Source organism: Intrasporangium calvum (assembly GCF_028446585.1).
GTDB classification, from domain to species: domain Bacteria; phylum Actinomycetota; class Actinomycetes; order Actinomycetales; family Dermatophilaceae; genus Intrasporangium; species Intrasporangium calvum_A.
The window spans coordinates 87,911-112,206 of record NZ_JAPFQL010000001.1 but is presented as its reverse complement, the minus strand read 5'-3'; the positions used below and the strand labels follow the sequence as shown (position 1 = coordinate 112,206).

At 70.4% G+C, this 24,296-nt stretch carries 23 protein-coding genes and 1 tRNA gene; 19 read left to right on the top strand and 5 right to left on the bottom strand.

Features of this window, described 5'->3' with window-relative positions; genetic code table 11:
* Nucleotides 1–15 precede the first annotated feature (15 nt).
* From ligD to OO014_RS00520, 8 genes are all read left to right on the top strand, one after another.
* Complete coding sequence (ligD, locus tag OO014_RS00555; RefSeq protein ID WP_272460276.1) at nucleotides 16–987, top strand: non-homologous end-joining DNA ligase; 972 nt, start codon at nucleotides 16–18, stop codon at nucleotides 985–987.
* Nucleotides 988–1,061: 74 nt separating this feature from the next.
* Nucleotides 1,062–1,544, top strand: a complete 483-nt coding sequence (locus OO014_RS00550) for a glutathione peroxidase (protein ID WP_272460275.1) — start codon at nucleotides 1,062–1,064, stop codon at nucleotides 1,542–1,544.
* A gap of 44 nt (nucleotides 1,545–1,588) precedes the next feature.
* On the top strand, nucleotides 1,589–2,614 hold the full coding sequence (locus OO014_RS00545; protein WP_272460274.1) for a chorismate-binding protein: 1,026 nt from the start codon (nucleotides 1,589–1,591) through the stop codon (nucleotides 2,612–2,614).
* Nucleotides 2,615–2,618: 4 nt separating this feature from the next.
* Nucleotides 2,619–3,464: an aminotransferase class IV gene (locus OO014_RS00540; RefSeq protein WP_272460273.1), complete on the top strand. Its 846-nt coding sequence runs from the start codon at nucleotides 2,619–2,621 to the stop codon at nucleotides 3,462–3,464.
* Nucleotides 3,461–3,991: a TIGR02611 family protein gene (locus OO014_RS00535; RefSeq protein ID WP_272460272.1), complete on the top strand. Its 531-nt coding sequence runs from the start codon at nucleotides 3,461–3,463 to the stop codon at nucleotides 3,989–3,991. The genes OO014_RS00540 and OO014_RS00535 overlap by 4 nt, the downstream gene beginning before the upstream one ends.
* Nucleotides 3,992–4,032: 41 nt before the next feature.
* Nucleotides 4,033–4,106, top strand: a tRNA-Val gene (locus OO014_RS00530).
* 180 nt (nucleotides 4,107–4,286) lie between these two features.
* Complete coding sequence (locus OO014_RS00525; RefSeq protein WP_272460297.1) at nucleotides 4,287–4,637, top strand: hypothetical protein; 351 nt, start codon at nucleotides 4,287–4,289, stop codon at nucleotides 4,635–4,637.
* Nucleotides 4,634–5,149, top strand: a complete 516-nt coding sequence (locus OO014_RS00520) for a flavin reductase family protein (RefSeq protein WP_272460271.1) — start codon at nucleotides 4,634–4,636, stop codon at nucleotides 5,147–5,149. Before OO014_RS00525 ends, OO014_RS00520 begins: the two co-directional genes overlap by 4 nt.
* A gap of 8 nt (nucleotides 5,150–5,157) precedes the next feature.
* Here OO014_RS00520 and OO014_RS00515 read toward each other — a convergent pair whose 3' ends face one another.
* The gene (locus OO014_RS00515; RefSeq protein ID WP_272460270.1) at nucleotides 5,158–5,874 is read right to left on the bottom strand and encodes a TetR/AcrR family transcriptional regulator; all 717 of its coding nucleotides are present in this window, start codon (nucleotides 5,872–5,874) and stop codon (nucleotides 5,158–5,160) included.
* A gap of 103 nt (nucleotides 5,875–5,977) precedes the next feature.
* On the opposite strand from OO014_RS00515, the gene OO014_RS00510 reads away from it, so the two are divergent.
* From OO014_RS00510 to OO014_RS00490, 5 genes are all read left to right on the top strand, one after another.
* A complete protein-coding gene (locus OO014_RS00510; protein WP_272460269.1) occupies nucleotides 5,978–7,297 on the top strand; it encodes an acetyl-CoA C-acetyltransferase in 1,320 nt (439 codons plus the stop codon).
* 3 nt (nucleotides 7,298–7,300) lie between these two features.
* The gene (locus OO014_RS00505; protein WP_272460268.1) at nucleotides 7,301–8,635 is read left to right on the top strand and encodes a 3-oxoacyl-ACP reductase; all 1,335 of its coding nucleotides are present in this window, start codon (nucleotides 7,301–7,303) and stop codon (nucleotides 8,633–8,635) included.
* Nucleotides 8,632–9,516 carry a MaoC/PaaZ C-terminal domain-containing protein gene (locus OO014_RS00500; protein WP_272460267.1) on the top strand — a complete coding sequence of 295 codons (885 nt, stop codon included), beginning with the start codon at nucleotides 8,632–8,634 and terminating at the stop codon, nucleotides 9,514–9,516. The genes OO014_RS00505 and OO014_RS00500 overlap by 4 nt, the downstream gene beginning before the upstream one ends.
* A gap of 155 nt (nucleotides 9,517–9,671) precedes the next feature.
* On the top strand, nucleotides 9,672–10,760 hold the full coding sequence (locus OO014_RS00495) for a hypothetical protein (protein ID WP_272460266.1): 1,089 nt from the start codon (nucleotides 9,672–9,674) through the stop codon (nucleotides 10,758–10,760).
* On the top strand, nucleotides 10,675–11,715 hold the full coding sequence (locus tag OO014_RS00490) for a zinc-dependent alcohol dehydrogenase family protein (RefSeq protein ID WP_272460265.1): 1,041 nt from the start codon (nucleotides 10,675–10,677) through the stop codon (nucleotides 11,713–11,715). Before OO014_RS00495 ends, OO014_RS00490 begins: the two co-directional genes overlap by 86 nt.
* Nucleotides 11,716–11,857: 142 nt before the next feature.
* On the opposite strand, the gene OO014_RS00485 is transcribed toward OO014_RS00490, so the two are convergent.
* Nucleotides 11,858–12,349 (bottom strand): hypothetical protein, encoded by a 492-nt coding sequence (locus OO014_RS00485; protein WP_272460264.1) that lies wholly within the window; start codon nucleotides 12,347–12,349, stop codon nucleotides 11,858–11,860.
* A gap of 231 nt (nucleotides 12,350–12,580) precedes the next feature.
* Between OO014_RS00485 and thrS the strand changes: the two genes are divergently transcribed.
* Nucleotides 12,581–14,575, top strand: coding sequence for a threonine--tRNA ligase (gene thrS / locus OO014_RS00480; protein WP_272460263.1), 1,995 nt, complete (start codon nucleotides 12,581–12,583; stop codon nucleotides 14,573–14,575).
* Nucleotides 14,576–14,593: 18 nt separating this feature from the next.
* Nucleotides 14,594–15,091 carry a hypothetical protein gene (locus OO014_RS00475; RefSeq protein WP_272460262.1) on the top strand — a complete coding sequence of 166 codons (498 nt, stop codon included), beginning with the start codon at nucleotides 14,594–14,596 and terminating at the stop codon, nucleotides 15,089–15,091.
* On the opposite strand, the gene OO014_RS00470 is transcribed toward OO014_RS00475, so the two are convergent.
* From OO014_RS00470 to OO014_RS00460, 3 genes are all read right to left on the bottom strand, one after another.
* Nucleotides 15,063–15,395: a hypothetical protein gene (locus OO014_RS00470; RefSeq protein ID WP_272460261.1), complete on the bottom strand. Its 333-nt coding sequence runs from the start codon at nucleotides 15,393–15,395 to the stop codon at nucleotides 15,063–15,065. The genes OO014_RS00475 and OO014_RS00470 overlap by 29 nt on opposite strands.
* Before the next feature lie 136 nt (nucleotides 15,396–15,531).
* Nucleotides 15,532–16,221: a response regulator gene (locus tag OO014_RS00465; RefSeq protein ID WP_272460260.1), complete on the bottom strand. Its 690-nt coding sequence runs from the start codon at nucleotides 16,219–16,221 to the stop codon at nucleotides 15,532–15,534.
* Complete coding sequence (locus tag OO014_RS00460) at nucleotides 16,218–17,864, bottom strand: sensor histidine kinase (RefSeq protein ID WP_272460259.1); 1,647 nt, start codon at nucleotides 17,862–17,864, stop codon at nucleotides 16,218–16,220. The genes OO014_RS00465 and OO014_RS00460 overlap by 4 nt, the downstream gene beginning before the upstream one ends.
* Before the next feature lie 483 nt (nucleotides 17,865–18,347).
* On the opposite strand from OO014_RS00460, the gene OO014_RS00455 reads away from it, so the two are divergent.
* From OO014_RS00455 to OO014_RS00440, 4 genes are all read left to right on the top strand, one after another.
* Nucleotides 18,348–19,268 (top strand): tetratricopeptide repeat protein, encoded by a 921-nt coding sequence (locus OO014_RS00455; RefSeq protein WP_272460258.1) that lies wholly within the window; start codon nucleotides 18,348–18,350, stop codon nucleotides 19,266–19,268.
* A gap of 12 nt (nucleotides 19,269–19,280) precedes the next feature.
* Entirely contained in the window at nucleotides 19,281–20,366 is a 1,086-nt protein-coding gene (locus OO014_RS00450; protein WP_272460257.1) for an SMP-30/gluconolactonase/LRE family protein, read from the top strand.
* A 135-nt stretch (nucleotides 20,367–20,501) separates the two neighbouring features.
* Nucleotides 20,502–21,704, top strand: a complete 1,203-nt coding sequence (locus OO014_RS00445; RefSeq protein WP_272460256.1) for a cytochrome c3 family protein — start codon at nucleotides 20,502–20,504, stop codon at nucleotides 21,702–21,704.
* Between the two features lie 437 nt (nucleotides 21,705–22,141).
* Nucleotides 22,142–24,220: a cytochrome c3 family protein gene (locus OO014_RS00440; RefSeq protein WP_272460255.1), complete on the top strand. Its 2,079-nt coding sequence runs from the start codon at nucleotides 22,142–22,144 to the stop codon at nucleotides 24,218–24,220.
* Nucleotides 24,221–24,296 lie beyond the last annotated feature (76 nt).

Genomic DNA, 24,296 nt, shown 5'->3' with positions numbered 1-24,296 from the left:
AATAAGGTGTCGATCATGGCCGCCGCGTCGAAGAAGACCCCCGCCGTCGTCCTCGACGTCGAGGGCTACGACGTCCGGGTCACCAACCCGGACCGGGTCTACTTCTCGGAGCGCGGCGAGACGAAGCTGGACCTGGCCCACTACTACCTCTCGGTCGGCCCGGGCATCGTCAACGCCCTGCGCGACCGGCCGTGCATGCTGCACCGGTTCCCCAAGGGGGTGGACGGGGACAAGGTGCACCAGAAGCGGTTGCCGGCCGGTGCGCCGCCGTGGGTCGAGACCGTGCGGCTGCACTTCCCGCGCTACGGCCTGCACGCGGACGAGCTGTGCGTCCAGCGACTCGCAGACGTCATCTGGGCCGTGCAGATGTCGACGGTCGAGTTCCACCCGTGGAACTCCCGCCGCGCCGACACGGAGAAGCCGGACGAGTGGCGCATCGACCTCGACCCGATGCCCGAGTGTGGCTATGACCAGGTGCGGCGGGCTGCGCACACGGCTCACGAGATCCTCGACGAGCTGGGGGCGGTCGGCTGGCCCAAGACGTCCGGGGGGCGGGGCCTGCACATCTACGTGCGGATCGAGCCGACGCACGGCTTCCAGGACGTTCGGCGCGCGGCTCTGGCCTTTGCGCGTGAGGTCGAGCGCCGGTTGCCCGACGATGTGACCACGGCCTGGTGGCGCCGGGACCGGGCGCCGGACGACCTGTTCGTCGACTACAACCAGAACGCCCGGGACCACACGATCGCCGCGGCCTACAGCGTCCGGGGCAACAGCCGCGGGACGGTGTCCGCGCCGCTCGGCTGGGACGAGATCGACGACGCGCTCCCCGACGACTTCACCATCGCCACGATGCCCGAGCGGTTCGCGCGGCTCGGTGACCTCCACGCCGGCATCGACGACGCCGTCTTCGACATCGCGCCGCTGCTCGAGTGGGCGGAGCGAGACGAGAAGGCGGGCAGGGACACCCCTCCGGAGCCCGAGGAATAAGCCGTATGCCGCTGGGCTTGCTTCTCGTGCAGGCTTCCCCAGCAGCCCCCGACCTTCGCACCCAAGGAGCATCCATGGCCGTTCTCGGCGACTTCACCGCAACGACCATCGACGGCGTCGAGCAGCCGCTGTCCGACTTCGCCGGGCAGGTGGTGCTCGTGGTCAACACGGCGAGCGAGTGCGGCTTCACGCCGCAGTTTGCCGGGCTCCAGGAGCTCTGGGAGACCTATCGGGACCGCGGCCTGACGGTGGTCGGGTTCCCGTGCAACCAGTTCGGTGAGCAGGACCCCGGCACGGACGACGAGATCGGCGCCTTCTGCCAGAAGAACTACGGCGTCACCTTCCCGATGATGGCCAAGGTCGACGTCAACGGCGCCGACACCCACCCGGTGTGGGAGTGGCTCAAGGCGGAGAAGGGCGGCCTCCTGGGAGATCGCATCAAGTGGAACTTCACCAAGTTCCTCGTCGGCAGGGACGGCCACGTGATCGGTCGCTATGCCCCGCAGGCCGAGCCGGCCACGCTGGTCGGCGACATCGAGAAGGCCCTGGCTGCCTGAGACTCCCTGGCTGCCTGAGGCTCCCGCAGGCCTAGGATCTGCGGGTGGACCACGCTCGCTTCCCGGACCGCCACGCGCGTGAGGTGGTCGACGTCCGCCGGGGTGAGGACGCCCTCGAGGCCATCTCGCGGGCGGGTTTCTGGGCGGTCCTCGCCACCTTCGAGGGCGAGGTCACTGCGGTCCGCTTCGCGGACGTGCGTCGCGGCGAGCCCGCCCCGCGAGTGGTGGACTGGGCTCCGCTGGATCGTCACTGGCAGACGTCCCTCAGCTCAGCGGCATACGTCCAGGCGGTGGAGGAGGTGCGACGGCGGATCGCCGCCGGCACCGTCTATCAGGTGAACGTGTGCCGCATCCTCAGCCACGACCTGGCCGAGCGGGCCGACCTCGACGGGCTCGACGACCTGCTCCGCGCGGGCAACCCCGCCCCGCACGCGGCCCGGATCCGATGCGCCGAGGCGGGGATCGACGTGGCCAGCGCCTCACCGGAGCTGTTTCTGGCCCGGCGGGCCGGGCGGCTCGTGACCAAGCCGATCAAGGGCACCGCGCCGACAGCCGCTCAGATGCTGCCGAAGGACCACGCCGAGAACGTCATGATCGTCGACCTCATGCGCAACGACCTGTCGCCGGTGTGCGAGCCGGGCACGGTGGCCGTGGACGAGCTGTGCGCGATCGAGGCGCACCCCGGCCTCGTCCATCTCGTGTCGACCGTCAGCGGGCGCCTGCGCCGTGGCGTCACCTGGGGCGACATCTTCGGCGCGACGTACCCGCCGGGGTCGGTGTCCGGCGCTCCGAAGTCCAGCGCCCTGAGGGCCATCGCCGACCTCGAGACGGCCCCCCGCGGGCCGTACTGCGGTGCGATCGGCTGGGTCGACGCGGACGCGGGCGAGGCCGAGCTCGCCGTCGGCATCCGGACCTTCTGGGCAGAGCGGGACGCCGCGGGTCGGCGCTGGCTGCGCTTCGGGACCGGCGCGGGGATCACCTGGCACTCGGACCCGGAGGGGGAGTGGCGCGAGACCGAGCTCAAGGCAGCCCGGCTGGTCGGCCTGGCGGCCGGCACTGTGACACCATGACGGCATGACCGGCAGCCTCCCGCGCGTCTGGGTGAACGGCGACCTCGTCGACCCCAGCGGGCCCTCCATCTCGGCGCTCGACCATGCCGTCACCGTCGGCGACGGCATCTTCGAGACCGCCAAGATCGACCGGGGCCGTCCGTTCGCGCTCTCCCGGCACCATGCGCGGCTGCAGCGCTCAGCCGCCGGGCTCGGCTTCCCGCCGGTCGACCTCGCCTTCGTCGCCAAGGGCATCGACGCGGTCCTCGAGGGTGACCCGATCGACTTCGGCCGGCTGCGCTACAGCGTGACCGGCGGTGTGGGCCCCCTCGGGTCCGACCGCGGCGACACCGACCTCACCTACATCGTCCTGGCGGGGGCGCAGCCGCGCCCACCGGCCTCGGGCAAGCTCACCGTCGTGCCGTGGACGCGCAACGAGCGCTCGGCCATCGCCGGCCTCAAGACGACCTCCTACGCCGAGAACGTCGTCGCGCTGGCCCGGGCCAAGGAGGCCGGCGCGATCGAGGCCGTCTTCGGCAACACGCGCGGCGACCTGTGCGAGTGCACGGGCAGCAACGTCTTCGTCGTCGTGGACGGCCAGGTGCTGACGCCGCCGGCCGACTCCGGGCTGCTGGCCGGCATCACCCGCGAGCTCGTCCTCGAGTGGGCGGCCGACGCGGGTGTCGCGATCCGTGAGACGCCGCTGCCGCTCGACGTGCTCGACACCGCCGACGAGGTCTTCATCACCAGCTCGACCAAGGACGTCCTGCCCGTCCACGCGGTCGACGGGCGCGAGCTGCCCGTCGGGCCCGTCGCCACCCGGCTGCGTGACCTGTTCCGGTCCCGGACGGAGCAGGACCTGGACCCATGACCGAGGCAGCGAAGAGCGCCGAGGCCATCGAGACGATCGTCGCCGTCCAGACCGGCGAGGCGGCTGCAGATGAGTCGGCCGCGACGGGCATCGACTACTCGGATCCCAACGTCAGCCTGGACGCGCACGAGGACCGGTGGGCGTGGCGGGCTAGGCTTCGCCGGCACCCCGCGACTCACCTGGCCTGGCGGAGCGCGGTGGGCGTGGTCGGCGGGGTCGTCACGGTGGCGGGGCTCGTCATGGTGCCGGCCCCCGGGCCGGGGTGGGCCGTGGTCATCCTCGGTCTCGTCATCCTGGCGAGCGAGTTCGAGTTCGCGCAGCGCTGGCTCGACTTCGTCAAGCGTTACGTCCACCTCTGGAACCGGTGGGTCATGGCCCAGCCGGTGTGGCTTCGCTGGGCCATCGGTTTCGCCACCCTGCTGCTCGTCTGGGCGCTCCTGTGGCTCACCTTCGCCCTCTTCGGCATCCCGGGATGGACCCCGGACTGGGCCGCACAGCAGCTCGCGCGCCTGCCCGGGCTCGATTAGGGCCGGAGACGCCCACCCGCTATTGTTTTCCCGCACCACCAGGACGTGTAGCTCAGCTGGTTAGAGCGCTCGCTTCACACGCGAGAGGTCAGGGGTTCGAGTCCCTTCACGTCCACCCTCAGTTTCGTCCGGGTCCGGCTCTGGGCCGACCCGTTGAATCAGCCGGTCCGGGCCGCATCGGACATAGACTCCCGGCAGGAGCGATTCCCCGATCAGGGACATGGCGTATGCCGCTCAGCTGAGTCCCGCGCGCTGGCGCGCCTCCGCGGTGGCGGCGGAAAGGTGGGACGTGGGCATGCCGGCAAAGGTGAGCAGTCTCTTCATCTATCCAGACTCCGACGAGCCGGCGCAGGAGCTCGAGTCCGTCGACATGACGCCGACGGGCCCCAAGGGCAACCGGTCCAAGAAGCACGCGGTGCACATCGTCTCGGCGGAGGAGTACGTCGGCACCCACCCCAAGGCCAACATCGTGCTCGACATCGAGACCGAGGCGCTCTTCTCGCTCGTCGGGTCGGTGATCCGGCTCGGCGACTGCACGCTGACCATCTCCAAGCGGCCCTCGCACTGCCCCGGCGTCTACGCCGAGGTGGTGGAGCCCGGCGAGGTGGCCGTCGACGACCTCCTGCTCGCGGCGGAGCGCGAGTGACGATCCACTCGAGCCACCCCTTCGAGGAGGGCGAGGCGGAGCGGGATCCCGTGCGGCGCTTCCGCGGCCGCATCGGCGGCACGGTGTCGTTGTGGACGTCAGGGACCGGGCGGGACCGGGCCGGGCTGACAGTGACGTCGTTCCTCGTGGCCGCGGGTGACCCGGCCCGCACCCTCGTGCTGGTGCATCCCGACGCTGACCTCCTCGAGCAGCTGGAGGAGACCTCGACGGCCGTCGTGAGCCTGCTCTCCTGGCGGCACCGCGATCTCGCCGAGGTGTTCGCCGGCCAGTTCCCGGCTCCCGGTGGCCCGTTCCGGATGGACGCGTGGCAACAGACGGAGTGGGGGCCACGACTGGCTTCCGCAGCGTCGTGGCTCGGTGTGCGGGTCGACACCGCGTCGCGCCGGGACGTCGGCTGGTCGGTCCTCGTCGAGGGCGTCGTCGAGCACGCGGAGGTGGGGGAGGAGCCGGACCCGCTCTTGCATCGCCGGGGACGCTACGTGCGCCTCTGACCGGCCGTTCACCGGGCTGTTGAGCGAGACTCTCGGTCGGAGAGGCTGGGGGCCAGCCCGGACCAGGCGAGGTCGGTGAGCGACTGGACGAGTTCGCCTCGGGTCGGCCGGCCGGGACGGGCCGGTGCCGCCAGCCAGTCGTCCCCGACCGCCTGCACCGAGCCGACGAGGGCCACCGCCCACACCCGGGTCGTCGCGGGGTCGAAGGGCCTCCCGTCCGACCCGCCCAGCCGGCCCTCGAGCAGGTGGGTCAGCTGGTCCGTCACGTGGCTGACGAGCTCGCCGACCGGGTCGTCGGTGAGGGGACGGTCGACGATCGGCCGGTTCACGACGAAGCGGTAGAGCTCGGAGTCGGACTCCACGAGCTCGAGATAGGCGTTCACGGTCGAGGAGATGAGCTCGCGGGGGTCCTTGCCCACGCCGGTGGACTGCTCGAGAGCCCGGGCGATGCCCCCGACGACACGCGCCTCGACGCGCTGGGCCACGGCGCGGTAGAGACCGGCGCGGTCCTCGAAGTGCCGGTAGATGACGGTCTTGCTCGTTCCGGCCTCGGCGGCGATGTCGTCCATGCCGACGGTTGCTCCGTGCCGGCGGATCGCTCGGATCGTCGCGTCCACGAGGCTCGCCCGCCGCTCCTCCCGGTGGCGCTCCCACCGCACGGACCGGCCGTCCGGGGCAGCGCCTTGCTCGCGGACCGGGCCGGGCGGGCGGGAGACCTTCGTCATGCCGAGCAAACTAACAGGTACTCGCTGTATCGACTACTGACGGTTTCGGTTAGCCTGACGGCAGGCGGGCCACAGGGCCCCACCCCAGACGTAGGAGAGCCACATGGCACGCAAGACCCCAGCACCGCCGACGCGGCAGGCGCGCCGCGTCGCCGTCCTCGGCGGCAACCGCATCCCGTTCGCCCGAGCCCACGGCGCGTACGCCCGGGCGTCGAACCAGGACATGCTCACGGCGGCCATCGACGGCCTCGCGGCCCGCTACGGCCTGTCCGGTCAGCAGGTCGGTGAGGTCGTGGCCGGCGCCGTCCTCAAGCACTCCCGCGACTTCAACCTCGCCCGGGAGTCCGTCCTCGGCTCGCGGCTCGCGCCAACGACCCCGGCCTACGACATCCAGCAGGCCTGCGGCACCGGGCTCGAGGCCGCCATCCTCGTCGCCAACAAGATCGCCCTCGGCCAGATCGACTCCGGCATCGCCGGCGGCGCCGACACGACCAGCGACGCCCCCATCGCCGTCAGCGAGGACCTGCGCAAGATCCTGCTGGCGGCCAACCGGGCCAAGAAGCCGGTGGACAAGCTCAAGGCCCTCGCCGCGGTCCGCCCCCAGCACCTCGCGCCCTCGATCCCGCAGAACGGCGAACCGCGCACGGGCATGTCCATGGGCGACCACATGGCCGTCACCGCCGAGCAGTGGGGGATCACCCGCGAGGCCCAGGACGAGCTCGCCGTCGCCAGCCACCGCAACCTCGCGGCCGCCTACGACCGTGGCTTCCTCGACGACCTCGTCACCCCCTTCCTCGGCCTGGCCCGCGACAACAACCTGCGCCCCGACTCCAGCGTCGAGGCGCTCGCCAAGCTCAAGCCGGTCTTCGGCACGGGCCCGAACGCGACGATGACCGCGGGCAACTCGACGCCCCTGACCGACGGCGCCTCGACCGTCCTGCTCGCCAGCGAGGAGTGGGCGAAGGCCCAGCACCTGACCCCGCTCGCCTGGTTCGTGGACGGCGAGACGGCGGCGGTCGACTACGTGCACGGCGAGGAGGGGCTGCTCATGGCCCCGGCCTACGCGGTCCCGCGGCTGCTGGCCCGCAACGGCCTCACCCTGCAGGACTTCGACTACTACGAGATCCATGAGGCGTTCGCGTCCACCGTCCTGACGCACCTCAAGGCGTGGGAGGACGAGGAGTTCTGCACCAAGCGACTCGGCCTCGACGCCCCGTTGGGTGCGATCGACCGCACCAAGCTGAACGTCAACGGCTCCTCCCTGGCAGCGGGTCACCCGTTCGCCGCCACTGGCGGCCGGATCCTCGCGTCACTGGCCAAGCAGCTACGCCAGAAGGCCGACGAGACCGGGCAGCCGGTCCGCGGGCTCATCTCGATCTGCGCGGCCGGCGGCCTGGGCGTCGTCGCGATCCTGGAGGCGTGATCCATGGCTGACCTGTTCACCACCATCATCACGTCCCCGCTCGCCAGGAAGGCCGGGGTCCCGCAACCGACGAAGCTGCGTCGCTACACGCCGGGGGACCCCCTCGTCGAGGGGCCGGTGCTCGTCGCCGGGGGCGGTCACTTCGACACGTCCCTGGCCAACCGGCTCGAGCAGGCCGGAGCCCAGGTCGGCACTGCGCTCGAGGAGCTGGACGGGCGGCTGGGAGCCCTGGTCCTCGACCTGTCCGCCGCGGCCGACCCGTCGGACCTCGTTGCCCTTCATGCCATCGGCGCCCCTGCGGTCAAGCGACTCGCCAAGAACGCCCGAGTGGTCGTGCTCGGCACGGACCCGGCGACCCTCACCGACGTGAGCCACATCGCGGCGCAGCGGGCCCTCGAGGGGTTCACCCGCTCCCTCGGCAAGGAGCTGCGCTTCGGCGCGACCGCCAACCTGGTGCTGGCCACTGCTGCTGACCCTGCCCTCGCGGAGAGCGGCGTCTGGTCGGCGGTGGAGTTCTTCCTCTCGGGTCGCTCGGCCTACGTCGACGGTCAGGTCGTCCGGGTCGGCGACGCCGCGTCGCCCTCCGCCGCCGACCCCCTGCGGCCGCTGGCCGGCAAGGTCGCGGTCGTGACCGGCGCCGCCCGGGGAATCGGCGCCGAGATCGCCGCGGTCCTCGCCCGCGACGGCGCGACGGTGATCGCCGTGGATGTCCCACAGGCCGGTGAGAGCCTGGCCAAGGTCGCCAACGACGTGCGCGGCACGGCCCTGCAGCTCGACGTCACCACCGAGGACGCGGGCCGCCGGATCCTCGAGCACGCGACCTCCCGGCACGGGTCGCTCGACATCGTCGTGCACAACGCCGGCATTCTCCGGGACAAGCTCTTCGTCAACATGTCCGACGACAAGTGGGCCGCCGTCCTCAACGTCAACCTGCGCTCGATCATCCGCATGAACGAGACCTTCCTCGGCGGCGGCGGGCTGGGGGAGGGCGGTCGCATCGTCTGCCTCTCGTCGATCGCCGGCATCGCGGGCAACCGCGGCCAGACGAACTACGCCGCCAGCAAGGCAGGCGTCATCGGCATCGTCGAGGCGCTGGAGGGGCAGGTCCGCGACCGCGGGATCACCGTCAACGCCGTGGCTCCCGGCTTCATCGAGACGGAGATGACCAAGTCCGTCCCCTTCGCCACCCGTGAGGTGGGCCGCCGGAGCAACTCGCTCCAGCAGGGCGGTCTGCCCAAGGACGTGGCCGAGACCATCGCCTGGCTCGCCCAGCCGGGTGCGGCTGCCGTCAACGGGCAGGTGCTGCGCGTGTGCGGCCAGAGCCTCCTCGGCGCATGAGCGGGGCGCCTGGCTCCGCGGAGGGCAGGCGTGAGCTGCGCTTCGACACCGCCCCGGACCTGCGCCGGATCTACGCCTCGGCGCTCGTGGCCGGCCGCGCTTCGTCGGGGCCGCTGCCCGATGTGCTGGCCGTCCGCCTCGAGGTCCGAGCCGACGCGGACACCGTGGCCGACTATGCGCGCGTGTGCGGGTTCCCGGTCCGCTCGACCTTGCCGCTCACCTATCCGCACGTCCTCGCCTTCCCGCTGCAGACGGCGATCATGAGCCAGCGCGAGTTCCCGCTGGCCCTCATGGGTTCGCTCCACGTCGAGAACGTCATCACGGCCACCCGGCCGATCGGGCTCGACGAGGCCTTCGACCTCACCGTGCACGCCGAGAACCTCCGGCCGCATCGGCGCGGGCGTCAGGTCGACCTCGTGTCGGAGGCGACCGTGGCCGGGGAGACGGTGTGGCGAGGGGTGAGCACCTACCTTTCCCGGGGGGAGGACCACCCTGATGCCACGACCTCCGAGCCGCCGGACCTCCAGCCGCTGCAGGCCGTCGCGGCCGGTCCGACGTGGCGCTTCGCGGAGGACGTGGGGCGCCGCTACGCGAGGGTCTCCGGTGACTGGAATCCGATCCACGTCCACGCGCTGACGGCTCGGCCGCTCGGTTTCCCGACCTCGATCGCCCACGGCATGTACAGCTACGCCCGGGTCGTCGCGGCGCTGGGTCCGCGAATCCCGGATGCCGGGGTGACCAGCCACGTGTGGTTCCGCAAGCCCCTGCGGCTACCGTCCACCGTGCGGCTGCGCAGCGAGTTCGAGGCGAACCGTGCCTTGTCGCTCCTCAGCTCCGCCAAGGCCGACGTGCAGCACGCCATCATCGAGCACCGCTGGTAGACGACCCATTCCGTATGCCGCTGAGCCCGGCCCCGCTGTCAGTGCAGCGGGTGCCGGGCTCAGCCGCGAGGATGAGCGACCTTCATCCGCCGGACGGAACCGCGCGAGACGAAGGAGTGACGCGCTGATCCCGGGTCGCGCGCGAGGCTGGCTGCATGAGCTCGACCAGCCCCGTCCTCACCTCCACCCGATCCCGTCCCGACCCCGCCCCGGCGCGCCGGGTCTCGCGGCTGCGGCGGCGCATCTGCATCGCCACGGTCCTCGTGTGCCTGCCCTACACGCTGCTCAAGGTCGCCTGGCTGAGCGGGTGGCCCGTTGGCGTCGCGGACGGGGGCTTCACCGACACGACCAGGGTGGCCAACGGCGTCACCGCCGGCCTCGACGTCGTCGCGATCCTGCTCGCCATCGGCTTCGTCGCACCCTGGGCTCGCCGCATCCCGGCGTTCCTCGTGGCGTTTCCCGTGTGGATCGCCACCGGGTTGCTGGCCCCGGTGATGATGGGCTTCCTGGTCGGTGCGCCGTTGCAGCTGCTCATCGACGGCAGCAACCCGTTCCTGGGTGACGAGGTCCTGGCTCCGTGGGTCTTCGGGATCGTCTACGGCGGCTTCGTGCTGCAGGCCGCCCTCCTGCTCCCCGCCTTCGTCCTCTACGCACGGGATCGCTGGCCCACCGTGACAGCCGGTGGGACCGAGGGCAGGGGAGGTCGGACGGACGCGCTGCAGAACGTCCTCGGCATGGTCTTCATCGTCGCCGCAGTCGTCTTCGCCGTCGTGCAGCTCGGTTGGGCGACGGTCGGGGGCGGCTCCTTCGGCGAGCCGGACGTCCCGCAGCGCTCGCTCTTCGCCGGGTCGGCCCTCGCCGCTCTCGGTGCGGCCGTCGCCGGCGTGGGCCTGATCCGAGGTGGAGCGCTGACGCGAACCCGGCTGTCGCTCAGCTGGCTCGGGAGCGGGGTCATCTTCACCAGCACGCTCAACGACACGCTGAGGAACGTCGCCACGGCGCCCGGGGCGTGGGGCTCCTCCAGCGCCAGCGCAGGGGATCGCACCCTGCTCCTGTTCGTCCTCCTGGGCGCCCTCGGTGGCGCCATCGGCGGTGCGATGCGTCTCGTCGAGGAGGAAAGCGCGACCCCGCCGCCGCAGCCGCGAGAGGCTGGTGACCATGGACAACGGGCGCAGCCTTCCCGAGACGATGGGGGTGTGGGAGACGGTGGGGGCCGACGGCCCCGAACGGATCCGCAGGGTTGACCGCCCGGTCCCACGACCGCGCAGCGACGAGGTCCTCGTGGAGGTCGAGGCGTGTGGCGTGTGCCGGACCGACCTGCACGTGACCGAGGGCGACCTGCCGGAGCACCGACCCCACGTCGTCCCGGGACACGAGGTCGTCGGTCGCGTCGTCTCCTGCGGCTCCGGGACGTCGCGGCTCGTCGTGGGGGACCGGGTCGGTGTCGCGTGGCTGCGCAGGACGTGCGGCTCGTGTCGCTGGTGTCGGTCCGGACGCGAGAACCTCTGCCTCGCAGCCACCTTCACCGGGTGGGACGAGGACGGCGGTTACGCCCAGTTCACCACCGTGCCGGAGGCCTACGCCTACCGCATCCCCGAGCATCTTGCGGCCGAGCAGGCGGCCCCGCTCCTCTGCGCCGGCATCATCGGCTACCGCGCGCTGCGCCGGGCCGCGCTGCCGGTGGGCGGACGCCTCGGGATCTACGGCTTCGGCGCCAGCGCCCACCTCACGGCCCAGCTCGCGCTGGCCCAGGGTGCCGAGGTCCACGTGCTGACCCGCGGCGCCGACGCGCAACGGCTGGCCCTCGACCTCGGGGCGACGTCTGCCGGTCCCGCCGACGGCCGGCCGCCGGTCCTGCTCGACGCCGCGATCCTCTTCGCCCCCGCCGGCGACCTGGTTCCCGTGGCCCTGGAGGGCCTCGGGCAGGGTGGAACCCTCGCGCTCGCCGGCATCCACGTCTCCGACATCCCCACCCTGACCTACGCCACCCACCTCTTCCGGGAGCGGACCATCACCTCCGTGACGGCCAACACGCGCCAGGACGGCGAGGAGCTCCTGGCGCTCGCAGGGCGGCTGAACCTGCACTCGACCGTCACCTCGTACGGCTTCGACCACGCGGACCAGGCGCTGGACGACCTGGCCGCGGGCAGGTTCGCCGGCGTCGCGGTCCTCAGCCTCGGGCTCGACCCGGCCCCCTGAGCGGGACCGGGCCCAGCGGCATACGGCCCGGTGGTTCCGGACGACCGTTGCCCGCGCCCAGGCGAGTGGGAGGTGCGCCGCGCGCGGGGTGCCGGGGACGTTGGCGGGCAACGGTCGTCCGGGGCTGGGTCGCCGGGAGGGGTCAACAGCGCAACGAGGTCATGCCCTGCGCGGACTCGGCCCCTAGGCGGTAGAGCTTGCCCCAGCCTCGGGTGCACACGTTCACGGTGCGAACGGGCTTGGAGAAGGTCAGCCGCTGTCGGTTGGGGCCGATCACATAGCCGCGCGTCTCCTGTTCGCCCTTGACGGCGATACCCACCTGGGCCCGATAGCCGAACGCGCGGGCGTGGTACTGCTGCCAGACGTAGACCGAGGCGAAGTTCATCCACGCCCAGCCGCGGCTGTCCTGGCAGTAGCCGAGGTACTGCCGCACGGTGAAGGCGGCCATGCCCTTGTCCCAGACGACCTTCTTCGTGCCGATCTGGTGGACGGACGTCGCCCGGCATGCGGTGGTCGATGTGGTGACGGACGTGGTCGAGGCTGGCGCCGCAGAAGCCGCGGGTGCCGCTGCCAGTGCGCCGCCCGCGAGCAGCGCCGCCGAGGCGGCCACGGTCCCGGTCTTGAGAGCGTTCATGTCAGGTCCCCCTGTGGGTCGCGTGGGCCTGGTGGAGGGGGGTCGGCTGACCCCGTGGCCCAGTGCACACAGGACGCGGCTTCCCGAGGGAAAGGTTGCGCCGGGACAGGACGAGTTCGAAGTCTGTATGCCAGCGGCGGGAACGACTTCGCGGTGCGGCCGGGTCAGTCGATACGCTGGAGCGGCGACCGCGCGCAGCGGTCGGGAACCCGCATCGAAGGAGCATCATCCGTGTCTGCACAGATCAGCGTCACCGCCGCCGGGAGCGAGCGATCGGTCGACGCGCAGACGACGGCCGGAGAGCTCCTCGAGCAGGCTGGGATCGGCGGGCGGGACGTCGTCGTCGCACGCGTCAACGGCGAGCTGCGCGACCTCTTCCATATCCTCGCCGACGGGGACGACGTCGAGCCGGTCACCGTCGACAGCGAGGACGGCCTCGCCGTGCTCCGCCACTCGACGGCGCACGTGCTCGCCCAGGCCGTGCAGTCCCTGCACGCCGAGGCGAAGCTCGGCATCGGCCCGCCCATCCGCGACGGCTTCTACTACGACTTCGACGTCGAGACCCCCTTCAACCCCGATGACCTCAAGGCCCTCGAGAAGGCCATGCAGAAGATCATCAACGAGGGCCAGACCTTCGAACGGCGCGTCGTCACCGATGCGGAGGCACTGACCGAGCTCGCCCACGAGCCGTTCAAGTGCGAGCTCGTCGGGCTCAAGGGCGGCGCGGGCGAGGCCGCCGAAGGCGCCAGCGTCGAGGTCGGCGCGGGCGAGCTGACGATCTACGACAACATTCGCCGCGACGGCACCCGCGCGTGGGGCGATCTCTGCCGCGGACCGCACATCCCGAGCACCAAGCTCATCGGCAACGCCTTCAAGCTGATGCGCTCGGCCGCCGCCTACTGGCGCGGCTCCGAGAAGAACCCTCAGCTGCAGCGCATCTACGGCACCGCCTGGCCGACCAAGGACGAGCTCAAGGCCTACCTCGACCGGCTCGCCGAGGCCGAGCGGCGCGATCACCGCAAGCTCGGGGCGGAGCTCGACCTCTTCAGCTTCCCGGACGAGCTCGGCTCGGGACTGCCCGTCTTCCACCCCAAGGGCGGGGTCATCAAGCGGGAGATGGAGGACTATGTCCGCCGCCGGCACATCGAGGAGGGCTTCGACTACGTCGGGACCCCGCACATCACCAAGGACGGGCTCTTCCACACGTCCGGGCACCTGCCGTACTACGCCGACACGATGTTCCCGCCCATGGAGCTCGAGGGCGCGAAGTACCAGCTCAAGGCGATGAACTGCCCGATGCACAACCTCATCTACCAGTCGCGCGGGCGTTCCTACCGTGAGCTGCCGCTCCGGTTCTTCGAGTTCGGCTCCGTCTACCGCTACGAGAAGTCCGGCGTCGTCCACGGGCTGACCCGGGTGCGGGGAATGACGCAGGACGACTCGCACTCGTACGTGACTCCCGAGCAGGCGCCCGCGGAGATCAAGCACCTGCTCGACTTCGTCCTGTCGCTGCTGCGGGACTTCGGCCTGGAGGACTTCTACCTCGAGCTGTCGACCCGGGACACCGAGGGCGAGAAGTCGGCGAAGTTCATCGGCTCCGACGAGCAGTGGGAGGTCGCGACGAAGGTCCTCGAGGACGTGGCGACCGCCTCCGGCCTCGAGCTCGTCGCCGACCCGGGCGGTGCCGCGTTCTACGGACCGAAGATCTCCGTGCAGGCCCGGGACGCCATCGGCCGCACCTGGCAGATGTCGACGATCCAGTACGACTTCAACCAGCCGGAGCGCTTCGGCCTGGAGTACCAGGCGGCCGACGGCACGCGGCAGCAGCCGGTGATGATCCACTCGGCGAAGTTCGGGTCGATCGAGCGGTTCCTCGGGGTGCTCGTCGAGCACTACGCCGGGGCCTTCCCGGTCTGGCTCTCGCCCGTGCAGGTGCTCGGTGTGCCGGTCGCCGACGAGTATGCCGACTACCTCGGCGGCGTGCTGGACCAGCTGCGCCGCAAGGGAGTTCGCGTCGAGCTCGACGCCAGTGACGACCGCTTCCCGAAGAAGATCCGCAACGCGTCGAAGTCGAAGGTCCCCTTCGTCCTCATCGCGGGGGAGGACGACCGGGCTGCGGGGGCCGTGTCGTTCCGTTTCCGGGACGGGTCGCAGAAGAACGGCGTGCCCGTGGACGACGCCATTGCCGAGGTGCTGGCGGCGATCGAGTCGCGGGCCCAGGTCTAGGCCCGACGGGAGAGAGCGATGGACGTCGAGGTCGTGGCTCGGGTGCTCGACCGCATCGGTGGCGGCCGCAAGGCCAGGCTGCGGGTGCCGGCCGAGCACACCGAGCATCCCGAGAGCCGGCGCATCCTCGCCGACGTGGCGACGGGCATCACGGCCGCTTTCTCCCTCGACGTCGCAGCGGTCCTGCTCGCCGTGGTGCGCAACGAGATGGGGGACTCGCTCAGCTGGATCGTCTGGACCCGGCTGGTCATGATCTCGCTGCTCACGGCGTCGCTCTACTACTTCGTCTGGCGGGCGCAACGGGGCTGGTGGTGGGCCTACTCGAGGATGCGGCTGTTCACCATCATCTTCCCCGTGGTGGCCGTGGCCAGCTGCTTCATCCCCGGCTTGTATCCAACTTGGATGGTCATCGAACAGGTCGCGCTCGCCGGGATCCTCGTCGTCGTCGCAGCGCTGCTCAACTCCCGCCACCTGCGGGCGGCCTACGTCAAGCCAGAGCCTCCGGCTGCGGGTTGACCGGCAGGGCGTCGAGGATCGCCTCGAAACGCATCGTCTCCGTCGGGTAGCCCCGACCGATCGACCTCGTTGCGTCGACGACGCGGGACGTCGGACTGAGCGCCCTGACCCGCTCGATGCACGCCGGGTCGGTGCTCTCGATGATCACGACATCCGGCCGGCCACGCAGGGCCAGGACGACGGAGTGGTCGTTGTGTGCCGTGGTGACCAGCACCTGGATGCCCATCGACGCGAGGCGGGCAGCGAGGCCCTCACCGAGCAGCTCGTGCTCGCAGATGACGAGCACCGACGTCTCATGCGCCACTCTGTCACCCTCCTCCGCGAGTCCGGCCGTTCCCGCGCTTCAGGCTAAGTTGCGAGACCGACCGGCAGCCATCCGGCTCTGGTTACAGGAATGGCACGGGTCCGCCTATACCTGACCCGGCTGAGCTGAGCAGCCGTCAGCGACCGGTGGGCTCGCCGCTCGGGGCGCCGAGGCCCTGGCGGATGACGTAGGCGGCGGCCTGGATCCGGTTGTCCATGTGGAGCTTCTCGAGGGCGTTGTGCACATGGTTCTTCACCGTGCCCTCGGTGATGACCAGCCGCTTGGCGATCTCCTTGTTGCTCAGTCCCTCCGCGACCAGCCTGAGGATCTCGAGCTCTCGACGGGTCACCGACTGCTCGGGCTGGGCCGCAGGCGAGGTGACGCGGGGCTTGCTGCTGCCCTGCCGGATCTCCCGAAGCAGCCGACCGGCCACGCCGGGGGAGATCGGCGTCTCGTTGCGCATGACCGAGCGGATCATGTCGTACAGCTGCTCGGGGCGCAGGTCCTTGAGGAGGTAGCCGTGGGCGCCGTTGCGCAGCGCGTCGAGGACGTGGTCCTCGACGTCGGAGACCGTGAGCATGATGACCTTGACGTCCATGACCTGCTCGCGGATGAGCCGGACGGCCTCGACGCCGTTCATGACGGGCATCTCGACGTCGAGAATGACGAGGTCCGGCCGGAGCGCATGGGCCGCCTCGACGCCGAGCAGGCCGTTCTCGGCCTCCCCGACGACCTCCATGTCCGGCTGGCCGGCGAGCAGGGCCGCGATCGCGCCCCGGAAGAGCGGCTGGTCGTCGACGAGGAGGATCCGCGTCGGCTCGCTCACCGCACACCGCCAAGGACCCGCGGGGCGAACGGGCGCTCCGGGACGGTCACCATGATGCGCGTGCCGCGGCCGAGCACCGAGTCGATGTCGACCGTCCCGCCGAGCAGGGCAGCCCGGTCGCGCATCGTGAAGAGGCCGTAGCCATCCTGCGCGCCGACCGTGCTGGTGTGGTCGAAGCCGACGCCGTCGTCCTCGATCTCAAAGGTCGTCGAGGCGTCCGTGCCGCTGACGCTCACCGTCACTGACGACGCGGCTGCATGCTTGCGCACGTTGGTCAGAGCCTCCTGAACGACCCGGATCAGGTGCACCTCTGCGCGCGGGGACAGGCTGACCTCGTGCCCCACCTCGTTGACGAGGGTCGCTGCGATGCCCGACTGCGAGGAGTACTTCATCAGGTAGGCGCGCAGGTTGTCCTCGAGGCTGCGATCGGCATGCTGCTGCGAGTCGCGCAGGCCGAGGATCGTCTCCCGGACGTCCCGGTAGGACTCCGCGCACACCTCGGCCAGCGAGTCGACCTCGGCACCGACCTGGTCCTTGGGCAGATTGGCGAACGTCGCCCCGAGCGCGCGGAGTCGGAGGTGCACGGCGCCAAGCACCTGGGCGAGACTGTCGTGCATCTCCCGGGCGATGCGCGTGCGCTCGCTGAGGATGGCCCGCTGGCGCGACAGCTCCCGCATCTGCGCGCCGGTGAGGGCGATGCCGATGAGGCTGGCGAGGGTGGACAGGAAGCCGCAGTCCCGTTCGGTGAAGGGGCCTGCATCCGACCGTCCGACCTCGATCTGGCAGACCGGCCCGGTGGCTCCGTCCCCCTGGCGGGCTGCGGTGTGGCTCCACGTCTGCCTGGCAGCGCCCCGGGCGACGACGGCTGAACCGTTCGGCTCCAGGGTCGGGGCGTCCGGGCCGGCTTCGAACCGGACGGACCGGGCGATGTCGGGGAAGACCGTGATCGCGGCGCCGTCAGCGCGCAACAGCGTGACCGCGTGCCGGGCCACGGTGTCGAGGACGGCGGTAGTCGGCTCCTGGTTGGAGACCCGAAGGAGGATGTCGTAGAGGGCGTGGCCCTCGATCTTCCGGCGGTTCAGGTCGCCGACAGCCTCCGCCAGCTGGATCGCGCAGGCGATCTGAGTGGTCAGGCTGGACAACGCGGTCGTCCCCACCCGGTCTCCGAGGTAGGTCTCCTCGTCGTACCAGACGGACAACCGTCCCACGGTCGTCGGCCCGTGGGTGAGGGGAACATCCACGCTGGGGTTGTCGGTCGAGGCGGCCAACCCGGGGGCCACGACGGTGTGGGCCGTCGCATCCTCCTCGGGCAGGTCAGCCGGCTGGAAGAGCCGAATCCGGGCCTGGGCGGTACCGCCGGTGCCCACGAGGGCTGCGAGCGACCCGTCGACGATGCTCGACACGGTCGACTGGCCCTGGATGGCGGCGGCGACCGCATTGGCAGTCGCGAGATCGCGGTTCTGCCGGATGACCTGTCGCTCGGCACGGTCGATCAACCAGAACATGGTGAGGCTGAAGACGACGATGCCCAGGATGACCAGCAGCACGGTCGCCAGGTGCCAGTTGCCGAGTGTGCTCGGCGTCCAGTAGCCGCGGTGCTCGAGAACGTAGCGCACGATCTCGAGGGCGATGGCGAACGCCACCGGCAGCAGGATGCCCACAGCCTTGAGCCGGCGCCCCACGAGACGGCGCTCGCGCGGCTGGGGCGGCAGGGGGAAGGCGGGGTCGTCTTCGCCCGGGGCCGGGTGCCAGGCCGCGGCACTCGTGCTCTCGGCGTGACTCTGGCTGGTGGCGTGCTTGGTGGCGATCGACGTGCTCCTTCGCCGGGCCGGCTGACTGATGCGTCAAAGCAGAGTGTAGAGCGATCCGGGGAGCCTGAATCGCCCGTGAGGGGAAACGTGACGGGATCCATCAGTTTGAGCGGATAGGGACGAGGCAGCGCCGCCCTCTATCGGATCTCTACCCTGCGGCGGATAGGCCCAGGAGCGCGTCCCGAACACGATGGACACGGAGGATCTCGCCTCCGAGCGGCAGGCATGCCGGCACCACCGCCACAAAGGACGGGTGAGGTACCAGTGGCACAGGCACGAAGCGAGCACCGGCTCGCGGTCAGGTCTTCTGACCGGATGTTGAGCTTGTTCCTACGGATCGGGGTGGTGGTGCTCGTCGCCGGGCTCGCCTCCGTGGGCTTCCTCTACTACAAGGACCAGTACGTCACCCCGGCTCCGTCGATGCTCCAGCAGCAGATCAACCTGACGGAGGCCGAGGTCCGCAAGAACCCCAACAGTGTGGATGCGCGACTGCACCTCGGCCTCGTCTACCAGCAGGCTCAGCGCTTCGACGACGCGGTGGCCCAGTTCGAGCAGGTGCTCAAGGTCGCCCCCGACAGCAAGGACGCGTTGGTCGCGAAGGGCTACGCGCTCCTCGAGAAGGGTGACCTGGAAGGGGCGATCACCCCGTTGACCAAGGTCATCAAGGCGACGCGCAAGGGCGAGTTCGCCAACTCCGACTCCCTGCTCGGCGCTGCCTACTACTACCTCGGGGTCATCGCGATCAAGCAGCAGAAGCCCGAGGTTGCCATCGACCAGCTGAGCCACTCGCTCAACATCGCGCCGACGGACTCCGACGCGATGTACCAGATCGGGCTGGCCCAGCTCCAGCAGGGCAAGCCCGAGAAGGCGATCGCCACCTTCAAGAACGCGCTCCGCTTCGTCCCGACCGGGTGGTGCGAGCCCTACCAGCAGATGCAGGGCGCCTACACGACGATGAAGAAGCCGGAGCTCGCCGCGTATGCGGGGGCGATGGTCGCCTTCTGCGGTGACGAAGTCGAGGAGGCCAAGACCCAGCTCACTGCGCTCACCGAGGGCCCGGCCGCGGCCGAGGCGATGCTCGGCCTGGGCCTGATCGCCGAGACCGAGAGCGACAGCAAGGCGGCCATCGGCTGGTACGAGAAGGCCCTCAAGGAGGACCCGAAGAACGTCTCCGCCATGTCGTCGCTCTCATCGCTCGGCGTGACGCCGGACGCGAAGCCCACGGCGAAGAAGTGAGGGGGAGCCGACATGACTGACATCCAGACCACCGCAACGCAAGAGGCCGGCGAGGACCTCCTGCAGGAGCTCGACGACCTCGGAGGTCCCCCCGCGACGCCGCCCGCAGTCGTGGAGGACCCGCGCGGGCGCCGGCGGCGCAGGATCATCGCCTGGCTGCTCGTCGTGGCACTCGTGCTCTTCGGCGCGGTCGCGGCGTGGTACCTGCTCAACCGCAAGCCGCTGAGCGAGCTGCCTGGCCTCGACGTGGACAAGGTGCCGACCTACAAGACCGCGCTCTACGGGGTGGAGAAGCCCCTCGGCGTCGCCGTGTCCCTCGACGGCTCACTGCTCTACGTGACCCAGTCCGGCACCAAGCCCGCCGCGTTCATCCTCGACCGGGACGGCAACAGCGTGGGCCGGCTCAAGCCGCCGGCGGCGGACAAGGGCTACCACGTGCCGGTCTACGTTGCGGTGCACCCCACGAGCGGCGACGTCTACGTCGGCGACCGGGCGGCAGGGAAGGTCTACGTGTACGACCGGGCCGGCACCTACCGCTCGACGTTCACGCCGAAGGACAAGAAGATCACCTTCTCTCCGCTCGGCCTGGGCGTCAGCGCTGACGGCACTGTCTACGTGGCCGACGCCTCCAGCGCGGAACCCAAGAACCACCGCATCCTCGTCTTCGCGCCCGATGGGTCTCTCGTCAAGACGCTCGGCAAGGGTGAGCTCAACTACCCGAACGCCATCGTCCCCGGTGCGCAGGACGCGATCTATGTGACCGACAGCAACAACGGCCGGGTCGTCGTCTTCGACTCCACGGGCGCCATGACGACCCTGCTCGCCCGAGGCATCGGCGACGGTGACCTCGGCCTCCCACGCGGCATGGCCCTCGACGACCAGGGCCGGTTGTTCGTCGTCGACACGACCGACCAGCAGGTCCGCGTCTTCACGACCGGCGCCATGCCGACCGACCACCCGGCCTACGTCGGCTCGTTCGGTGACCAGGGCCGCGAGGACGCCACCTTCCTCTTCCCGAACGGCGTCGCGACGGACACCCGCGGTCGCGTCTACGTCGCCGACCGGGAGAACAACCGAATCCAGGTCTGGGGCTACTGATGCCACGTCGTGGCGCGGCCGGGACCGCCTAGGAGTGGCCTGTCGGAGGCACGCCGGCACTACGGCGAGGCGGACGAACTGGTTCACCGCACAACTGAATACACAAATTCACAGCTCAGATTGGAAACAGCGATCATGAGAACAGAACGAAAAGTGGTGCGGAGGCTCGTCGTACTGGCGGCCGCCTCCGCGGCGCTGTTCATCGGGGCCATGCCGGCGCAAGCCGACAACGGTCCGCACGTCTCCACCGCCACGAATGAAGTCAAGTCCGGCATCAAGATCAGCGATGCCGGGCAAGGGCGTTGCGCCTCCTGTCACCGTGCCCACACGGCGAAGTCGGCGTATCTGCTCAACGCGGCGAGTGAGGAGGACCTGTGCCTCTCCTGCCACGGCGGCAGCGGCACCGGCGCCACCACGGACGTCCAGAACGGCGTCGGCTATGACTCTTCGGCGACCACCTACTACCCCGACGGGAAGACCGTGCTCACGGTCAAGCGTGGGACCCAGGTGGGAGCCCTCCGCGGTGGCGGCTTCGAGCAGGCCATGCTCGGCACCGACTCGGCGACGAAGGACACCTATCTCTACACCTACGCTGACGGGCGGGTTGCCTACCGCTCGAAGAACCAGCTGATCCCGCCTGCCGCGGCTCCCAAGGGAACCACGTCGAGCCACTTCGGTGGCGTCGGCATCATGTGGGGCAACGGCTCACTCTCCGGCACGGTCAACGTCGGCCTGGACATGTCCACGACGACGACAGGCAAGCTCGAGTGCTCGTCCTGCCACGACCCGCACGGGAACAAGCAGTACCGGATCCTCAAGCCGGTGCCGAGCGACTCCGGGTTCGCCACGGTGATCCCGGGGAACACCCAGCCCGGCGTGTTCATCAAGGACACGGCCAACAAGGTCTACACGACGACCAACTACTGGATCGCCGGTGACCCTGCGGCCCTCGCCGACACGGGAACGACTACGACGCTCGGTGCCACGTCGATCACGGATCCGACCCCGAAGGCAACGACGGGGACCACGACCGTGAGCTCCTTCCAGGCAAACGTCGCCGCGTGGTGCACCACCTGCCACACGCGCTACCTAGCGCCACGGAGCTCGTGGAAGACGAACTCCGGCGACGCAGTCTTCACCTACCGCCACACCGGCGACAACATCAACGGTGACGCCGCGTCCAACCGGAACTGCATCCAGTGCCACGTCGCGCACGGCTCGAACGCAGCCATGCCGAACTCGGCCGTGGAGAACCCTGGCGACACCGCGCTCAGCACCGACAGCCGGCTCCTGCGAGTCGACGACCGGGGCGTCTGCGTGATGTGCCACAACGTCTGATCCGGCCCAGCTGAGACACAACAGCCGAGCCTGACCAGATCACCGTGAGGCTGCGGGTGGCCTCTCACCCAGGTCGCCCGCAGCCCCACACCTTCCCACCCACCCACTCCGACCACCGGAGGACACCACTGATGACGAGCACCCGGACCCGCCCGCCGCGCCACATCCGGCACGGTGGGTGGCCGGCTGCCGTCGCCGTGGCACCACTGCTCGCGCTGGCCCTGAGCGCCGCGCCAGCGGCCGGTCTCGCCGCCGAGGATCCGACGCCAACACCGACAGCCACCACCACCGCTACTACGCCCGCCCCAGACCCGACCGCGACGTCGACGGACACGCCGACCGAGCCGGCGCCTACAGCCCCCGTTACGGCCGAACCGTCACCTACGACCACGGAGCCGACCACGGAGCCGACCACGGAGCCGACTGCATCCACTTCGGTGCCGGCGGAGGCCACTGGGCTGTCTCCCGAGCCCGTCGCCGCGACGAGCGACCTGCCCGCCCTCCCGGTCCCCGGTCTGAGCGGCGGTCCCAGCGTCCTGGCCCTCCTGGGCGCGCCCGGCACAGACCCCACCTACCTCCCCCCCGGCGCCCGCGCCGAGAACGTCGTCCCGTTCCAGACCTTCCGTCTCGTCGCCCCACTCTTCAACGGCGGCAGCGACCCCGTCACGGTGACCCCCCGGCTCGAGTTCCGAGTCGCCGGCACCGGCGAGTTCCAGGTCGTACCGGAAGCCGCGACGCCGGGGGCGCCCCTGCACGCAGCCGAGGAGTGGGTGACCACCGACGACGGCTCCGTCCCCGCGCCGAGAATCGCCCAGATCGCTGTCGATCAGCTGCAGCTCGACATCCCGGACGGCCTGACCGCGGCCGTCGGCCAGCGGTCCAGCGGAGCCAACCCCGTGAACGCGTACTTCCTTGCCCCCGGCACGGCCACGGTGCAGGAGTTCACCGTCGCCCTCTCGATCGACGCCGCCTACGGGACGAGCTACGAGCTGCGGGTGACCGACGACGGAACCGCGATTGCCCTGCTCGCCCCAGCCACGGTCACGGTGGGCGACGTGCCGGCGACCCTCGCCAGTCCCGGACAACGGGCTGGTGCGGACGTCCCCGGCCTCCCGGATCCATCAGCGGCCGACTACGCCCTCGTGGGGGCACCGGAGTCGAAGGCCACCGCCACGAGCTATCCCCTCTACAGCGCACTCGCGTCCACGGAGACCGCGCCGGCAGCGGCCGAGGACGTCATCGTCGTCGGCCCGAACGGCCCCGGCACGATCCACAACCCGGGCAACTCCACCACGAGCGGCCAGTGCAGCGCCTGCCACCAGACCCACTCGGCCAAGGCCAAGGCGCTCGTCAAGAAGGACAGCGAGACCACCCAGTGCTACACCTGCCACGCCGGCGGGACGGGAGGCGCCGACGTCCAGGCGCAGTACGCCCTGGGCCAGCCAACGAACGACCCGGCGACGCGGTCCTACTGGTCGCACGACACCACCGACTCGAGCAACCACGTCCTCGACTCGAACAATGAGTTCAAGGCGGTGCTCAACCGGCACAGCCAGTGCAGCGACTGCCACGACCCCCACGGCGCGTCCACCGCCAAGGCGGCCATGACGGCGACCGGCTGGACCGCCCCCGGCGGCTTCACCAAGGTGTCCGGCGTCGCCGTGACGAACGGCGCCGCAGGCACCGCACCGACCTATACGTGGCTCGACGGCATGGTCGAGCCGGTCACCGCCGAGTACCAGTTGTGCTTCAAGTGTCACTCCGGCTTCACGACGCTCCCGGAGGACGTCCCCGGCAAGGCGTCCCAGAACTTCTCCGACCTCGCCGTCGACTTCAACCCCAACAATGCCTCCTACCACCCGGTCGAGGCCCCTGGTCGCAACCAGACCCAGAAGCTCGCGGACAGCCTCGCCGGCCCGTCGCCCTACAAGCTGTGGAACTTCACGACGAACGACACGATGCGTTGCGTCAGCTGCCACGCGAGCAACACGACCGGCACCTCGAGCGACCCCGCCGAGAACAGCCCGGACGCCACCCTCACCGTGCACGCCTCGACGAACCGCGGCATCCTCATCCGCCCCTACGAGAACCGCGTCCTGTCCAAGGCCGGCCAGTTCTACGACGCCAAGGGCTTCGCCCTGTGTCTCGCCTGCCACATGGAGACCCCCTTCGCCAACCGGCTTCGCCCGGCGGCCGCGGAGGGAACCAACTTCGTCTTCCACGGCCTGCACGTCTCCGGCATCACGACGAAGGGCAGCGGCGGCCTCGACATCGACACCCCGGGCGCCGGGCAGGGCAACGCCCGCTGTGCCGAGTGCCACTTCAGCAGCCATGGCACGACTCAGCTGCCCGGCGACCAGAAGGTGGCGGGGGACCGGCTCGTGGGCTTCTCGCCGAACGTCCTGCCGAGCAAGGCAATGGGCGGCGTCCCGACCTTCAAGAAGACGGCCACCGGCGGCAACTGCACCTTGACCTGCCACGGCAAGGACCACCAGGGCGCGACCTACAGCAACTGACGTCCGGCACCTCATGACCACGCCCCTCAGCCGCGCCCACCGCCCACCGCGGTGGGAGCGCGAAGCCGACTCAGCG

Coding starts and splice junctions, on each gene's coding strand:
- ligD (WP_272460276.1), top strand. CDS start 16: ATGGCCGCCGCGTCGAAGAAGACCCCCGCCGTCGTCCTCGACGTCGAG.
- OO014_RS00550 (WP_272460275.1), top strand. CDS start 1,062: ATGGCCGTTCTCGGCGACTTCACCGCAACGACCATCGACGGCGTCGAG.
- OO014_RS00540 (WP_272460273.1), top strand. CDS start 2,619: ATGACCGGCAGCCTCCCGCGCGTCTGGGTGAACGGCGACCTCGTCGAC.
- OO014_RS00535 (WP_272460272.1), top strand. CDS start 3,461: ATGACCGAGGCAGCGAAGAGCGCCGAGGCCATCGAGACGATCGTCGCC.
- OO014_RS00525 (WP_272460297.1), top strand. CDS start 4,287: ATGCCGGCAAAGGTGAGCAGTCTCTTCATCTATCCAGACTCCGACGAG.
- OO014_RS00515 (WP_272460270.1), bottom strand. CDS start 5,874: ATGACGAAGGTCTCCCGCCCGCCCGGCCCGGTCCGCGAGCAAGGCGCT.
- OO014_RS00510 (WP_272460269.1), top strand. CDS start 5,978: ATGGCACGCAAGACCCCAGCACCGCCGACGCGGCAGGCGCGCCGCGTC.
- OO014_RS00505 (WP_272460268.1), top strand. CDS start 7,301: ATGGCTGACCTGTTCACCACCATCATCACGTCCCCGCTCGCCAGGAAG.
- OO014_RS00500 (WP_272460267.1), top strand. CDS start 8,632: ATGAGCGGGGCGCCTGGCTCCGCGGAGGGCAGGCGTGAGCTGCGCTTC.
- OO014_RS00495 (WP_272460266.1), top strand. CDS start 9,672: ATGAGCTCGACCAGCCCCGTCCTCACCTCCACCCGATCCCGTCCCGAC.
- OO014_RS00490 (WP_272460265.1), top strand. CDS start 10,675: ATGGACAACGGGCGCAGCCTTCCCGAGACGATGGGGGTGTGGGAGACG.
- OO014_RS00485 (WP_272460264.1), bottom strand. CDS start 12,349: ATGAACGCTCTCAAGACCGGGACCGTGGCCGCCTCGGCGGCGCTGCTC.
- OO014_RS00475 (WP_272460262.1), top strand. CDS start 14,594: ATGGACGTCGAGGTCGTGGCTCGGGTGCTCGACCGCATCGGTGGCGGC.
- OO014_RS00455 (WP_272460258.1), top strand. CDS start 18,348: ATGTTGAGCTTGTTCCTACGGATCGGGGTGGTGGTGCTCGTCGCCGGG.
- OO014_RS00450 (WP_272460257.1), top strand. CDS start 19,281: ATGACTGACATCCAGACCACCGCAACGCAAGAGGCCGGCGAGGACCTC.
- OO014_RS00445 (WP_272460256.1), top strand. CDS start 20,502: ATGAGAACAGAACGAAAAGTGGTGCGGAGGCTCGTCGTACTGGCGGCC.